General features: G+C 59.9%; 10 protein-coding genes. 6 read left to right on the top strand and 4 right to left on the bottom strand.

Annotation, left to right across the window (positions count from 1 at the left end; translation table 11 throughout):
- Positions 1–88: 88 nt before the first annotated feature.
- Positions 89–583 (top strand): hypothetical protein, encoded by a 495-nt coding sequence (locus EV561_RS31210; RefSeq protein WP_132527798.1) that lies wholly within the window; start codon positions 89–91, stop codon positions 581–583.
- 427 nt (positions 584–1,010) lie between these two features.
- Here the strand turns inward: EV561_RS31210 and EV561_RS31205 are convergent, their stop codons facing one another.
- The 3 genes from EV561_RS31205 to EV561_RS31195 form a co-directional block, all read right to left on the bottom strand.
- Positions 1,011–1,310: a helix-turn-helix transcriptional regulator gene (locus tag EV561_RS31205; protein WP_132527797.1), complete on the bottom strand. Its 300-nt coding sequence runs from the start codon at positions 1,308–1,310 to the stop codon at positions 1,011–1,013.
- A complete protein-coding gene (locus EV561_RS31200) occupies positions 1,307–1,609 on the bottom strand; it encodes a type II toxin-antitoxin system RelE/ParE family toxin (RefSeq protein WP_207910626.1) in 303 nt (100 codons plus the stop codon). The genes EV561_RS31205 and EV561_RS31200 overlap by 4 nt, the downstream gene beginning before the upstream one ends.
- 319 nt (positions 1,610–1,928) lie before the next feature.
- Positions 1,929–3,299 carry an amidase gene (locus tag EV561_RS31195; protein WP_132527796.1) on the bottom strand — a complete coding sequence of 457 codons (1,371 nt, stop codon included), beginning with the start codon at positions 3,297–3,299 and terminating at the stop codon, positions 1,929–1,931.
- A 168-nt stretch (positions 3,300–3,467) separates the two neighbouring features.
- Between EV561_RS31195 and EV561_RS31190 the strand changes: the two genes are divergently transcribed.
- Complete coding sequence (locus EV561_RS31190) at positions 3,468–4,208, top strand: dienelactone hydrolase family protein (RefSeq protein ID WP_132527795.1); 741 nt, start codon at positions 3,468–3,470, stop codon at positions 4,206–4,208.
- Positions 4,209–4,264: 56 nt separating this feature from the next.
- On the opposite strand, the gene EV561_RS31185 is transcribed toward EV561_RS31190, so the two are convergent.
- Positions 4,265–5,167 carry a DMT family transporter gene (locus EV561_RS31185; RefSeq protein ID WP_132527794.1) on the bottom strand — a complete coding sequence of 301 codons (903 nt, stop codon included), beginning with the start codon at positions 5,165–5,167 and terminating at the stop codon, positions 4,265–4,267.
- 189 nt (positions 5,168–5,356) lie between these two features.
- On the opposite strand from EV561_RS31185, the gene EV561_RS31180 reads away from it, so the two are divergent.
- From EV561_RS31180 to EV561_RS31165, 4 genes are all read left to right on the top strand, one after another.
- Entirely contained in the window at positions 5,357–10,909 is a 5,553-nt protein-coding gene (locus tag EV561_RS31180; protein ID WP_132527793.1) for an alpha-2-macroglobulin family protein, read from the top strand.
- A complete protein-coding gene (pbpC, locus tag EV561_RS31175; RefSeq protein WP_132527792.1) occupies positions 10,909–12,993 on the top strand; it encodes a penicillin-binding protein 1C in 2,085 nt (694 codons plus the stop codon). Before EV561_RS31180 ends, pbpC begins: the two co-directional genes overlap by 1 nt.
- Before the next feature lie 381 nt (positions 12,994–13,374).
- Entirely contained in the window at positions 13,375–14,115 is a 741-nt protein-coding gene (locus EV561_RS31170) for a CDP-diacylglycerol diphosphatase (protein ID WP_132527791.1), read from the top strand.
- Between the two features lie 255 nt (positions 14,116–14,370).
- On the top strand, positions 14,371–14,679 hold the full coding sequence (locus tag EV561_RS31165) for a KTSC domain-containing protein (RefSeq protein WP_132527790.1): 309 nt from the start codon (positions 14,371–14,373) through the stop codon (positions 14,677–14,679).
- Positions 14,680–14,950: the final 271 nt, after the last annotated feature.

Raw genomic sequence — 14,950 nt, 5'->3', positions numbered from 1 at the left:
GCCAAATGCACTACGGCACCATGAGTTACGTGCAAAGTTTGTCTGTCTCGACAAAGGGCGAACACAGAACGGCCGCCGAGGCGTTCAAATGCGCCAGGAGCCGATTTCGAGGAAATTCCGTAGGTTATTCTACGACGCCAGCGTACGCTTTACTTCGCTGGCACGCTCCATAACGCGTGCATCAGCACAGGCGGACGCCGATCATTTCCTTTCGATTTCAGTTGCTTACGACCGCTTCCGCGCTGATCCTTCAGCTCATGTCCCACGAAGGATGCAAATCGAAGCTGTTCTTCCGACAATCGCGACGCCTCGATCGCCGACCAGCTCCGCATGTGCCGTCTTCAAAATGGTCGGTATGATATCCGATCCTCCAAATGCACAGGAACTCAAGCTCGACGATGTCGCCGCAATATTGAATGCTGGAATAGCTGACAATGCAGATACAATAAAAAGCTTCCAACGCGTTTTGGATATTGAGATTCAAGGTGCTGCGGATGTCCATGCAGACATGCTTGCCAATATCATCCACAAAATGAATCCCGCAGCCGGGGAACGGGCTTTGGCGAAGGAATCGGCGGAGTAGATCGAGATGCGCCGGATGGCGTATAATCTCCCGTTTCATACACTCAAATCAAATAAGGATGCGAGACGCCGCTTGCCGTCGATTTATGTCCAAGCGGGGCTCCACGCGGCCATTAGATGGGACAAGCGCCGACGGCTGACGGGCAATGATTTGTACGATTTCAATCATGCGACCGCTGCACTTGCCCATTGCCGCGCGTTTTTCACGGAACGCCCACTTCATTCCCTCATTTCCGCAAAAAGTATCGCCCTGGACAAACTGTTCGAGTGTCAGATCATTTCGAATAGTGCGGACGCAATCACCTATCTTGAAAGCCTTCAAGAGACGGCTGGCTTGTCCGAAGCAGATGATAGACCGGAATTGCCTCTCCAACGGTTCCCATGCCACCTGATTAAAGTTAAGCTGCCCGAGGATATCGTCGTTCGTTTCAACGTGCGGAGGGAGCGACACTCATTGGCTCGAACGTGATACGCAAATGCGTTCCCGTCGCCTTGGCGAAACGCTCAAGCGTCCTAGCGGAGGGCTTCATCCTCCCACTTTCAAGACGGGCAATGGCGCTCTGCGAAGTGTCCATGCGCCGCGCCAGCTCTTCTTGCGTCAGGCCCGCATTCACCCGTGCCTTGATCACAGCCTCCGCCAGCGCGAACTCCTCTTCGAGCGCGTCATATTCCTTCCGGTAGTCTGCATCCTTCATCCATTCGGCATGAAGATCTTTCATCTTGGTCATTTGACCTCCTTTGCCCGTTCACGGGCCAATTCAAGTTCGCGTTGCGGTGTCTTCTGTGTCTTTTTCACAAACGCCCTGACAATGACGACACGCTTTCCTGTAGCGGTGACATAGATCGCACGAGAAATCCCGCTTGCCGCTTTCACGCGGATTTCCCAGAGCTTGCCTTCGAGGTGTTTCACCGTGTCGTGCGGCAGCCTTTCAGGACCAACGCTCTCTATCAGTGTCGTCACCCAGACCAGCCGTGCGCGTAAGTCTTTCGGAAGTGAGGTAATTTCCTCATCGACGGCGGCATTCAAGGTTTTTCAACGATCCACATGCGGAGAATATATCAAAAATGAGATAATTAGTCCATAGAGATCGGACGGAGCGGCCGGCTGCATGCTGATCAGACTGAGAGCGAGGTTCCGGCAAATCGACAAAGCGCGAGCTGGAACGAGGCCGCAACAGCAGCGGTAGACATTGGCTCGAAGATCACGGGAACGCCACCGCACTTCATCGGGCTCTTGCCTACTTCTTTCTCGACATGCAACATCGACCTTCAGTGCCAAAGAAAGTACCCAGATGACATCCTACGGCAGTACCCTAGAAATGGGGTATCCGCACGCCTCATCTCGCTCAATCGGCGCCGCGGATCGTCTCTTCCAGAGCAAGGCTCGTCTTCATGAGGTGATCGTCGTTGTGACGCACTCCCGAGAGCAAGAAGCCCACCGGCAGTCCGGCCGATCCCTTGCCGCACGGAATGGAAACCCCGCAGAAGTCCAGGAAATTGCCGATCATTGTGTTGCGAAGCGTCTTGAAGTTGGTTTTGACGAAGAGATCATCGTCCTCAAGCAGCGGAGCAGTGAGCGGAGCGACATGGGAAACCGTCGGATGAGCGATGATCTCGTTCGGGCCAATCATGGATTCCACCTCGGCGGTCAGACGCTCGCGCTCGGCAAGCGTCTCGAGGTAATCGACAAGCGTGATCTTCTCGCCCAAGCGCAAGCGCGCAACGACCCGCCGGTCGATCGTGCCCGCGCCAGGTCCCGCAAGGCGTTCGCGATGAAGGGCAAAGGCCTCCGCAGTCACAAGTGGACCACGCTTGCCCATCACCTCGAAGATTTCCGCAAAGGCCGGAATGGGCTGGCGCCTTACCCGCACCCCAGCCTTCTCCAGGCGGGCGATGGTTGCCTCGAATGCGACAACCACTTCCTCTTCGCAATCCTCGAAAACAACCGTCTGCGGGACGACCAGCGATATGTCGGACAGCGCTATGCTGCGAGCGGGCGATGGTGTTGCGCCGCGCATGGCCGCGTCGATCCAGATCGCGTCCTGTACGCTCCGGCACAGCGGCCCGAGTGAATCGAGGCTCGTCGCCAGGGGAAATACGCCCTTCATCGAGTAACGTCCGCGGCTCGCCTTATATCCGACGATCCCGGTGAACGCGGCGGGAATGCGAACGGAACCGCCGGTATCGGTGCCGATCGAGACCGGCACGAGACCGCTGGCGACTGCGGCAGCCGACCCCGACGAAGAGCCGCCCGGCAGGCGTGCCGCGTCCGTCGAAGCCGGATTCCGCGGCGTGCCGTAATGGGGATTGATGCCGAGACCGGAGAAGGCGAACTCGCTCATATTCACCCGGCCGACGGCAACCATGCCCGCCTGCCGCAAAGCCGCAACGACGGCTGCGTCACTCGCAGCGGGCCGGGCATCCGCCAGGATGACGGAACCGGCTGTCGTCGGCATGCCCTCAAGGTCGAACAGGTCCTTCCAGGCGATCGGGATTCCATCGAGCAAACCGAGCGAGCGTCCGGAGCGAATGCGTGCCGAGGCGGCTTCGGCTTCCGCCATCGCCCGTTCGGCTGTCAGGGCGACAAAGATCGATGGATCGTCGTGACGCCTGATTGCATCCAGCGTTTCCTCAGCCAGGGTCCTTGGATCAAGCGCTCCGGCCTGAAGGAGCACCGACAATCCCGCCAGCGAGCGAGGTGGATATCTGTCCGTCATCGATCCATTCCTTTTCTCAACCGCGTTTGGCGATCATGCATTCGTGAAGTCCATTCCGATCGATTTGCCGGAGTAGCGATCGCCGCAACCTTGAGCGAGCCGCTGTCATTTGACAATGATGTCGCGAGCGCAATGTCCTTCCAAACTGCATTCATAAGGATTTTCATCATGAAGCAAGATATTGAAATCAGCGCAGCCGACGGCACGGCGAAGGCCAGCATCTTTCGTTCGGATATCTCGGCAGAGGTTGCCGGGGCAGCGCCGGGCGTCATTCTCTACATGGACGCGATGGGACCGCGGGACTCGCTCTACGGCATGGCCCAGCAGCTTGCGGATGCCGGCTATATCGTCCTCCTGCCTGATCTCTTCTACCGCTTCGGCGCTTACGGCCCGTTCTCAGGAAATTCTTTCTCGAACGAAGCCCACCGCGCGGAAATCCTGAAGATGCTGCATGGTACCAGCCAGGAGATGACGAAAAACGATACGGCCGCGTTTCTCGACGCGCTCGCTTCGGCGGGTGCTCAGGGTCCGGTCGGCACGGTCGGCTATTGCATGGGCGGCGCCCGCGCTCTGACGGCTCTTGCAAGCTACCCTGACCGCGTGGCATCTGCCGCAAGCTTCCATGGCGGCAATCTCGCCAGCGATGCGGAAGACAGCCCGCACCGCCTTGCCGACAAGATGAAGGGCCGGGTCTATATCGGCGTTGCCGGTGTGGACAACAGTTTCCCGCCGGAACAATCCACCCGTCTGGAAGAGGCGCTGCGGACGTCAGGCGTCGACCACGTGATTGAAAACTATGTCGGCATGGCCCATGGCTGGACCGTTCCCGACCATGGCGTCTACAACGAGGCCGGCGCCGACCGCCACTGGAAGCGGCTGCTGACTTTCTTCGACGAAACGCTGAACTGACGGCTTGCTATCGGCCAATCGACCCGCCGCGCCACCGCATCTGGCGCGGCTTTACATTATCCGGCGACACGCCGCGACGCGATGACAAGGCGCCGTTCCCACAGGATCAAGCCAAGGCTTGATCCCACGATCAGCAACGCCCCGGCAAAGACGTTGATGGCCGGAATTTCGGCCCAGATGAGATAGCCATAGAGGAAGGCCCAGACGAGGCCGCTATATTCTATAGGCGCCAGCGTCGAGGCGGGCGCGTAGCGAAAGCCCTCATAGAGGAAATACTGCCCGGCCGCGCTGACGAAGCCCAGCCCGATCATCAGGCACCATCCGAAAAGGTCCGGTGTCTTCCATGTCCACGGCAGCATGATCCCGCACGCAACGACGAAGAAGAAGCTTGTCGCCATCATCTGGTTCAGCGTGCTCTCCGTGCGGCTGACGAGACGAACAAGAATGACGCTCCACGCCCAGCAGAAGCCCGCAAACAGAACCATGCCGGCCGGTATAAGGCTCGGCGCATGCGTCGGGTTTGCGGCAAGGACCACGCCGACAAAGCCGCCGATGCAGGCGAGCCAGCGAACAGGCCCAACCTTCTCGTTGAGGATGAAGATGGACAGCACGACCACCATGACGGGCGCGCAGAAATACATGGTGGTGATTTCGGCCAGCCCCAGATGCCGCGCCGACGAGTAGAAGGCGAGCCAGGCCATGAACATCAATAGCGCACGCAGCAGAAGCGAATTGCGGTGCGGGCTTTTCAGGATAGAAGGATGGCGCTGCCGCCACACCATGAACGCCGCAAAGCCTGTGATGATGATGCTGCGCATGAACAGGATCTGCGGAACTTCATAGTCCGCCACCAGCCATTTGACCACGGCGTCCTGCATCGCAAAAAGGGAGTAGCCGATGCACGCCAAGGCAATGCCGGCGAGCGGGCTCGGAACCTGATCGGTCGGTCGCGAAAACATGGGATGCCTGTGGGGAATAATCGTCTGCAGAAAGCCTCGAATAACAAGAAGCGTGTGGGATGGCAACGATAAAGCCTGACGGCGAACAACACGCTAAGATGAAGTTGGAGTCCCCTCTAATTAAGTTGACAATCTTCTCGTATTTTGACGAGTATCCGCCATCCAAAACGGCCTGCGTTGGGGGGACTTATGTCTAAGCGCGCGTTCATCGGACTTTCGGCTCTTTTCCTTGCAGCTCTTTCCCTAACGGCGCCGTCAGGCGCGATGGCAGCGGAGCCGGCACGCAAGATCGTTACGACCCAGGATGGAGACTATTTCGGTTTCGATCTGAGGACCGAGCAGAATGTCACGCTGGATCAATGCGAGACGAGTTGCAGCGGCGACCATTCCTGTCGGGCCTTCACCTATAATCCGAAGGTGAAGTGGTGCTTCCTGAAATCGGACTTCAACAAGCTCAACAGCTTTACCGGAGCGATTGCCGGCAAGGTGGTCGAGGCCAGCGGCGATCCGGATATCGGCGCGGCTCCCGCCCTACCTTTCATCACGGACAAGATGGTTCAGGACGCCCGCGACGCCAAGGCGAACCTGGCGATGACCGACCAGCAGAAGACGCAAGGCTTGGAGAGCCTGATTGCGCTTGCGCGGATTGAGCTGACCGCCGGCAATATCCAAAATTCGCTGACCGCCTTCAAGGGCGCGCTTGCGATCACGCCCGACGACGGCGATCTCTGGGTCGAGATGGCCCGCGCGATCAACACCGTCTCCAACGACTCCGAGGCGGCCGTCCAGGCCTCGCTGGCGGCGCTCAACGGCTACCAGCTGAGCCGGACCACGCAGAACCGCGCCGACGCACTGGCGGTCATGGCGACCGCCCTGCAGAACTCCCAGAGCTACCGCACAGCACTCAGCGCTTACAAGGCGAGCCTCGCATTGGTGAATTCGAAGACCGTTGCCGCCACCTATAACGATCTGCGCACCCGTCAGGGCTTCCGTGTGATCGGGAACTCGATCGACAATGACAGCGCCACACCCCGCGCCTGCGTCCAGTTCTCCGAGAACCTGGTCAAGAATATCGATTACGCGCCCTTCGTGCTGTTGAACGGTGCAGTACCGAAGGCTGTCGAATCCAAGGACAAGCAGATTTGTGTCGAAGGCCTGACCCATGGCGAGCGCTACAAGCTGTCGCTGCGCGCGGGCCTGCCCTCTTCCGTCGATGAGAGCCTCGAAGGCCAGGTCGACCTTGATCTCTACGTCAAGGATCGTTCGGCTTTGGTGCATTTCACCGGCGACAATTTCGTCCTGCCGTCAGCCGTGCGCCGCGGTATTCCGCTGATCTCGGTCAATGCAACGACGGCCAATCTGAAACTCTATCGCATCGGCGATCGCGGCATCGCGCCGCTTCTGACGAGCTCCCAGTTCCTGACGCAGCTCGACGGCTATAGCGCGCAGCGCATTCAGGACGAGTCCGGCGAGCTGGTCTGGCAGGGCTCGATCGATATCAAGAGCGAACTCAACAAGGATGTCGTGACCAGCTTCCCGGTCGACGAGGCTCTGCCGCAGCGCAAGCCGGGCATCTATGTGCTGACCGCCACGCTGCCGAATGCACCCGGTCAGGAATGGGATTCTCAGGCGACCCAATGGTTTGTCGTGTCCGATATCGGCCTTTCGACCTATGCCGGCACGGATGGGCTCAATGTCTTTGCCCGTTCGCTTGCGACCGCCAAGCCGCTTGCCAATGTCGACCTGCAGCTGCTTGCCAAGAACAACGAAGTGCTCGGCACGGCCAAGACTGATGCAAACGGTCACGCCACCTTCACCGCCGGCCTGATGCGTGGGACCGCATCGCTGACACCGGCCGTCATGACGGCAAAGACCGGTGACGAGGACTACGTCTTCCTGGACATGACCCGCGCCGGTTTCGATCTCTCCGACCGCGGTGTCACCGGGCGCACGGCGCCGGGCGCAATCGACGTCCTCTCCTGGACCGAACGCGGCATCTACCGCGCCGGCGAAACGGTGCATGCGTCAGCGCTTGCCCGCGACACGGCCCAGAATGCGGTCGAGAACCTGCCGCTGACCTTCGTCTTCAACCGTCCTGATGGCGTCGAGGACCGGCGTATCGTCAATAACGGCACGCTCGGCGGCTATACGCTTGATCTGCCCCTGCAGCCCAATGCCATGCGCGGCACCTGGACGATGCAGATCTATACCGACCCCAAGGGAACGGCGATCGGCTCGGCGCAGTTCCTGGTCGATGATTTCGTGCCGGATCGCACCGAATTCGACCTGAAAAGCGACGCCAAAGCGCTCGACGTCGGCACGCCTGTGCCTGTTACGGTCGATGGCCGCTATCTCTATGGCGCACCGGCTGCCGGCCTCAATCTCGAAGGCGAAGTCGTTCTAAAGACGACCCGCCAGAATGCTGATTTCCCCGGCTATCAGTTCGGCCTAGTCGATGAACAGGCCAGCGACGACACCCGCATCCCGCTCGACAATCTCGAGCCGCTCGATGACAACGGTCACGCCACTTTCGATGTCGGGCTGACGGATGTTCCCTCGACAACACAGCTGCTGAACGCCGATGTGACGGTTCGCATGCAGGAGGCCGGCGGCCGGGCCGTCGAGCGATCCCTGACGCTGCCGGTGAAATCGCAAGGCTCTGTCATCGGCATCAAGCCTGAATTCTCCGGTGACCTTGCCGAGAATTCGGTCGGCCACTTCCATGTCATCTCCGTCAACGCCGCGGGCCAGAAGCAGGCCATGTCCGGCCTGAAATGGAAACTCGTCAAGCTGGAACAGAATTACCAGTGGTATCGCGACGGCACCGCCTGGAAATATGAATCCGTCACGACGACCAAGCAGGTCGCAAACGGTTCGGTCGACGTGACCGCCGACGGCGCCGATATTTCTACGCCGGTCGGCTGGGGCCGCTATCAGCTTTCGGTCGAGACCGGAGCAACCGACGGGCCGACGACAAGCGTGCAGTTCGATGCCGGCTGGTACGTCGCCACATCCTCGACGGAAACTCCCGACGCGCTGGAAATCGGCCTCGACAAGGACACCTATGCGGTCGGCGAGACCGCCAAGCTGAAGGTTTCGCCCCATTTTGCCGGCGAACTGCTGATCAATGTCGGCACCGACAATGTGATTGCGACCGAGACGGCCAGCATTCCCGCCGAGGGTGGTGAAGTCGATATCCCCGTAACGGACAAGTGGGGTGCAGGCGCCTATATCACCGCGACGCTCTTCAGGCCCGGCGAAGCCCAGGAGAGCCGCATGCCGATGCGCGCAATCGGCATCAAGTGGCTGAAGGTCGACCCGGCCGGGCGCAAGCTTGCGATCAAGCTCACGCCGCCGGACAAGACCTTGCCGCGACAGGCGCTGAACATCCCCGTCCAGGTCAGCGGCGCCGGCGTCGGCGAAGAAGCCTATGTCACGGTTGCCGCCGTCGATGTCGGTATTCTCAATCTCACCCGCTACGACGTTCCAAACCCTGATGGCTGGTATTTCGGCCAGCGCCAGCTGGGCCTCGAAATCCGCGATCTCTACGGCCGGTTGATCGACGGCTCGCTCGGCGCGACCGGTCGTCTCAGGACGGGCGGCGACGGCGCAGCACCGGCGCTGAACGGCTCGCCGCCGAAGGAGAAACTCGTTGCCTTCTTCTCCGGCCCCGTGAAGCTTGACGCCGACGGGAAGGCAAATGTCAGCTTTGACATTCCACAGTTCAACGGCACCGTGCGCGTCATGGCCGTCGCCTGGTCAAAGACAGGCGTTGGGCACGCTAGTACTGACGTCATCATCCGCGATCCGGTGGTGGTCACGGCCAGCCTGCCGAAATTCCTGGCACCGGGAGACAAGTCGCAGCTTCTGTTCGAAGTGACCGACACCGATGCACCACCCGGCACCTATCAGCTGCAGGTGTCGAGCAATTCCGACATCAATATCGATCAGGCTGCGGCCTCGCAGACGCTCAATCTCGAAGCCGGCAAGAAGACCTCACTGACCTTGCCGCTGACGGGCGTCCAGCCCGGCGACGGCGCAATCACGGTGCGGCTATCCAATACATCAGGGATGTCGCTTGATCGGTCGCTCGACATCCCGGTGCGTCCGTCCTCTCTACCGGTTGCCGAGCGTCGTCCGCTGACGATCAAGCCCGGCAACAGCCTGACGATCGACGGCAATCTTCTGGCAGACAGCATCCTTCCCGATGCCTCGGTCAGCGTGAATGTGACCCGCGCCGACAGTTTCGATATCCCCTCGCTGCTCATGAGCCTCGACCGTTACCCCTACGGCTGCGCCGAGCAGACGACGAGCCGGGCGATGCCGCTGCTCTACCTCAGCGAACTGTCGAAGAAATCGGGCCTGCCCGATGATCCCGACACGCAGAAGCGGGTGCAGGATGCCATCTACCGCGTCCTCTCTTACCAGTCCTCCACTGGCAGCTTCGGCCTCTGGGCGCCGGGCTCCGGAGACCTCTGGCTCGACGCCTATGTCACCGATTTCCTGACGCGGGCCCGCGAGCAGAAATACACCGTGCCTGACCAGGCCATGGTGCAGGCGCTCGAAAACCTGCAGAACTCGATCGGATACGACAACAGCATCAAGGACAATGGCGAGCAGATCGCCTACGCGATCTACGTCCTTGCCCGCAACAAGAAGGCTGCGATCAGCGATCTGCGCTACTATGCCGACACGATGCTCGCCAGCTTCCCGACGCCGCTTTCCAAGGCGCACCTGGCGGCGGCCCTCGCGCTTTATGGCGATGCCCAACGCTCGCGGACGATCTTCCTCGATGCGCTGCAGATGTCGGAACAGGCGCAGGTGACCAAGGTCAGCTTCGCGCGCTCGGACTATGGCTCGTCGCTGCGCGACGGCGCTGCCGTTCTGGCGCTTGCCGCCGAAAGCCGTCCGGTACCGCCGATCGTGCCGGAACTGACGAAAATCGTCTCCAAGGAATGGCAGCATACGGACTATACCAGCACCCAGGAACAGACCTGGATGCTGCTTGCCGCCCGAGCCCTGCAGGATGGCGACACTGACCTCAAGCTCGACGTCAACGGCGCAGCCCACAGCGGTGCCTACATGGCACGGCTGACCGGTGACGAGTTGCTGCAGCATCCGGTAACCGTGAAGAACGACACCAAGGACCCGGTCTCCGCCATCGTCACCACGCTTGCGGCACCGAAGCAGCCGCTGCCTGCCAGCAGCAACGGCTTCACCATCGAGAAGACCTACTACACGATGGATGGCGAGCAGGCGAACATCAGCCAGGTTCAGCAAAATGAGCGCTATGTTGTCGTCCTCAAGGTCACGATCGCCAACGACTGGCCGACCCGGATGATGATCACCGACCTGCTGCCCGCGGGCTTCGAGATCGACAATCCGAGCATCGTCGACAGTGCCCAGCTCTCGAACTTCGACTGGATCGGCAACACCCATCCGGCCCATGTCGAATTCCGCAACGACCGCTTCGTGGCGGCGATCAACCACGGAACTGCTGACGACAGCGCCGGCAACGACGTGAATTCCAGCGATGACGGCTCGGCAAACAGCGACGATAGCGCCAACAGCAACGACAGCTCCGACGATGCGGATACCGACAGCGTTACGCTCGCCTATGTCGTGCGCGCAGTTACGCCCGGCACCTATGATCAGCCGGGCGCCAACGTCGAGGATATGTACCGGCCTGAATTCTTCGCCCGCACGGCGACGGGCCGCATGGAGGTCACGGCGGCACACTGATGTCGATCTGGCGGAAATTGGCGATTGGAGGCCTGGGCGCGCTGCTTCTTGCAGCGGCCCTCGTCTTCGGTCTTGAGGCGGCCGACAGAGCCTATCCGCCGCCGTTGGACAGGGCGAATGTCGTGTCAGCGGAAGTTCTCGATGCCGACGGACAGTTGCTGCGCGCCTTTGCGACCAGGGATGGACGCTGGCGTCTGAAAACCGATGTCGCGGATGTCGATCCGCAATTCGTCCGGATGCTGGTTGCCTATGAGGACCGGCGTTTTTACGACCACCACGGCATCGACATTTTCGCCTTCGGACGGGCTGCCATTCAGCTGATCAGAAGCGGCCATATCGTCTCGGGCGGATCGACGCTTTCCATGCAGGTCGCCCGACTGATCGAGCCGCGCAGCGGCCGCTCCTTTGCAGCGAAAATCATCCAGATCGCCCGCGCGATCCAGATCGAGCGGCGTCTGAGCAAGGAGCAGATCCTCGATCTCTACCTAACCCATGCACCCTATGGCGGCAATCTCGAAGGCATCCGGGCGGCGAGCCTTGCCTATTTCGGCAAGGAGCCACACCGACTGACGGTCGCCCAATCCGCGCTGCTGGTTGCGCTGCCACAGTTGCCGGAAAAGCGGCGGCCGGACCGCAATCTGGCTGCAGCCGAGGCCGCACGCCGCCGCGTGCTGCAACGCGTCGCCGTCGAAAAAGTGGTGGGCTCCGAAGAAAGCACGCGTGCCGAACTGACGGCGATCCCGACGCGGCGAATGCAGCTGCCTGCCTATGCGGCGCATCTGGCGGAAGCGGCACTGCGCAAGGAGCCAAAGGTCGAGCAACACCGCACGACGCTGCGGCGCTCGATCCAGCAAGGCCTGGAATCCGTTGCCCGCGATGCCGCCGCCAAGCTCAATCCGAAGGTTTCGGTCGCCATGGTGATGGCCGACGCCACGACCGGCGAGATCGTCGGCGAGGTCGGCTCGTCCAATTATTTCGACAATGTCCGCTCCGGCTGGATCGACATGACGCGCGTCAACCGCTCTCCCGGCTCGACGCTGAAGCCGTTCATCTACGGCCTTGCCTTCGAGCAGGGGATGATCTCGCAAGAAACCATCATCGAGGACAAGCCCGCCGACTTCTTCGGCTATCGCCCGAAGAATTTCGACATGACCTATCAGGGCGACGTGACGGTTCGACAGGCGCTTCAGCTCTCGCTCAACGTCCCGGCCGTCCGCCTGCTTGATGCGGTCGGACCGACGCGTCTTCTCGTACGCTTCCGCCGCGCCGAAGTCCGCCCGGCACTGCCGGTCAACGAAATGCCGGGCCTTGCCATCGGCCTTGGCGGTGTCGGTATCACGCTCAAGGATCTGGTGCAGCTCTACGCCGGGCTTGCGAACCGCAGCCAGCCGGTCCGATTGGGCGACGGTATCCAGGAGAAGCCGGGGCTCATCGATGCCGAGCCACTGCTGGAGCCAGTCGCTGCCTGGAATGTCGCCGATATCCTGTCAGGCGTCATTGCGCCCGTTGGCAGCATTCAGCGCGGCATCGCCTACAAGACCGGCACGAGCTACGGCTATCGCGATGCCTGGTCGGTCGGCTATGACGGCCGCTACGTGCTCGGCGTCTGGGTCGGCCGTCCCGACAACGGTGCGGTGCCCGGCCTTGCCGGCTATATGTCCGCAGCGCCCATCCTGTTCCAGGGTTTTGAAAAATCCGGCGTCCCCTTCACGCCGATGCCGCCGGCGCCGAGAGGCGCGGTGCGCATCGCGCAAGCGCAACTGCCGATGAGCCAGAGACGGTTTTCGCTCGATGCCAACGGGCTGTTGTCCGCCTCCGCCCGCGAGCAGGCGCCGCAAATCGTCTATCCGCCCGAAGGCGCGCATGTGGAACTGAGCGATGAGGGCAACGGCTCGATGATGCCGCTGATCCTGAAGCTGCAGGGCGGAAGAGCGCCGTTCCGCTGGCTCGCCAACGGCAAGCCGCTCGCCGATCTCTCCCGAAATCGCATCAGCCAGTGGGTGCCTGACGGTGTCGGCTATTCTACCCTAACGGTGATTGACGCTGCGGGGCGGGCCGCCACCGTCAACGTATTCCTGCAGTAACGATATTGAGGGCCAATCATCAAACCGCTTCAATTTCGATCACTGCAATCGAGCGCCACAGAGTTGGTATATAATGTTTCTTAACTCGTCGCTCGATCAGCCCAGACTGACATACCGGGTAGAGTGTGAAGAGAATCGAGATCCTTTTGACCCCAGTTGCCAACCCCAACAAATGCGGCCGGCCGGTCCAGGGTACCCGAATTCGGCTTTCGGGGGCCATGGGTAATCCTGCGAACACGCAGTCAATTCGTTCTCGAGAAACTCTCGGCAAGTCACTTCCGCGCGCCTTCACGAAGCATGAGCTCGTGATTTGATTAAAGTGCAATGAGAAGACCAATGTGATACAAACTGTCAGATATAGTCCGAGACCTGAAACCGCCCATGAAGCAACGACTTGCCTCGCTTTCGATTTCCCTTGCCAGTGTCGTCATCATCGCCAGTTCATTCCAAAGCCGCTCTGCTTTGGGCCTGGTTGTTGAAGCCTGCAAGATTAACGTTGCCATAACAGGGTCGCCGTACCCGTGTATGAAAGTCGTTCAGGACAAGGATCCCATGTCGTCATACGCCGTGCTTCGCGAGCCAGCTAACAAAGAACGGACGATTCTAGCGCCGCTCGCTGACGTCTCAGGCATCGAAGACCCACGTCTTTTGACGGTTGGCGCGCCAAATTACTTTGAGGATGCCTGGAACGAACGATCAGCGGCGATAAGCTTTCGCGCAATGGGAGTTCCGCCACAGGATTTCGCGCTGGCTATAAACGCCGCCAGTTGGCGCACACAGGATCGGCTTCATGTCCACATTGGCTGCTCGACGCCTCGCTTTCGTACCCTGCTGAAGAGCCATAAGACGGAGATTGGCGGATCCAAATTTACTAAATTGAAAGACAGCGGCTGGTGGGCAAAATTCTATGCCGCGGACAACCTCTCAAAATTGAACCCGTTGAAAGCTGTCGCAGATGGCGTTGATGGAGCCCTGTCAAACATGAAAAACGTTGTCATTGGCGTATTTGCCTCAACCCTTCCGGATGATCAGCAAGGATTTTACATTCTGGCCCGCCTAATCGGAGCAAGCAAATCAAGAGGATCCGCGGAAGATATGATCGATCCCAGTTGCCAATTCTAAACGAACATGTGGCGCGTGGGGGATTGGCGTCGTTAACGCTACAAACCCGTGATCCTCCATCCTTGGTTAGCACGGCAGGTTCGCTGAAGTCTTCAGAAGGCAACGTTTATGGGCGAGTCAGAGCACAAATGTCGGGCATACAGCGATTGGAATTCAGGTTCCCAATCCTTGAGACTGTAATGATCGGCATAGCCCAAAAGGAGTAGTTGACTATATGGGAGGTCATCGGCAAATTGCCGCAACCTGGAGGGATAAATGCAAACGCAATCATTTCATTCCGAAGTTGTTCGTTCAGTCACTTATGATGAGCATACAGAAACCTTGACAATCTACTTTACGAACAGCCGGAACGCCGCTTATTTCGACGTCCCACCAATGGTGGCCGAGCAATTGTTCAATATGCCCGATCCCGCCGAATTCGTTGCGCGGTTTATTGCGTCCTCATACTCACCACTCCAGGTCGGCTGGAAATCTATCTTCCGCCGCCGAAAAGCCGAGATAGCGCCAGAGCGGACCGACGATTGGCTTAAAGAGATTGGGACTTTGCGGTACCGACGGCGTTGAGCGTTTGCTCGCGCACGAAATTAAGATTGCCAGCCTCCCATCTCCCCGACATTCAATGCAAATCTCCAGAACGGCTCAACATTGCGGGCGTCAGACGACGCCGACACAGCGGCAATAGGCGCCATGGCGGACTGCCGGCCCCAACCAAGGGAGCGCCCGTTTATTGCCCTGGTCTAAGAGTCTGACTCGAAAAGGGTTCAACGATAGCAATATCTTGCGAGCCGCCGCGTAAGGATGCGGATATGGGCGATGGTTATCCAGGCTTCGGCTG

This window comes from Rhizobium sp. BK376 (genome assembly GCF_004341625.1).
Lineage (GTDB): Bacteria > Pseudomonadota > Alphaproteobacteria > Rhizobiales > Rhizobiaceae > Rhizobium.
Note: the sequence above shows the minus strand (reverse complement) of the source record. Positions and strands in the feature narration are given on the sequence as shown.

What these genes read in the sequence shown, in the direction of transcription:
- EV561_RS31210 (WP_132527798.1), top strand. Translation starts at nt 89, where the DNA reads ATGCGCCAGGAGCCGATTTCGAGGAAATTCCGTAGGTTATTCTACGAC.
- EV561_RS31205 (WP_132527797.1), bottom strand. Translation starts at nt 1,310, where the DNA reads ATGACCAAGATGAAAGATCTTCATGCCGAATGGATGAAGGATGCAGAC.
- EV561_RS31195 (WP_132527796.1), bottom strand. Translation starts at nt 3,299, where the DNA reads ATGACGGACAGATATCCACCTCGCTCGCTGGCGGGATTGTCGGTGCTC.
- EV561_RS31190 (WP_132527795.1), top strand. Translation starts at nt 3,468, where the DNA reads ATGAAGCAAGATATTGAAATCAGCGCAGCCGACGGCACGGCGAAGGCC.
- EV561_RS31185 (WP_132527794.1), bottom strand. Translation starts at nt 5,167, where the DNA reads ATGTTTTCGCGACCGACCGATCAGGTTCCGAGCCCGCTCGCCGGCATT.
- EV561_RS31180 (WP_132527793.1), top strand. Translation starts at nt 5,357, where the DNA reads ATGTCTAAGCGCGCGTTCATCGGACTTTCGGCTCTTTTCCTTGCAGCT.
- pbpC (WP_132527792.1), top strand. Translation starts at nt 10,909, where the DNA reads ATGTCGATCTGGCGGAAATTGGCGATTGGAGGCCTGGGCGCGCTGCTT.
- EV561_RS31170 (WP_132527791.1), top strand. Translation starts at nt 13,375, where the DNA reads ATGAAGCAACGACTTGCCTCGCTTTCGATTTCCCTTGCCAGTGTCGTC.
- EV561_RS31165 (WP_132527790.1), top strand. Translation starts at nt 14,371, where the DNA reads ATGCAAACGCAATCATTTCATTCCGAAGTTGTTCGTTCAGTCACTTAT.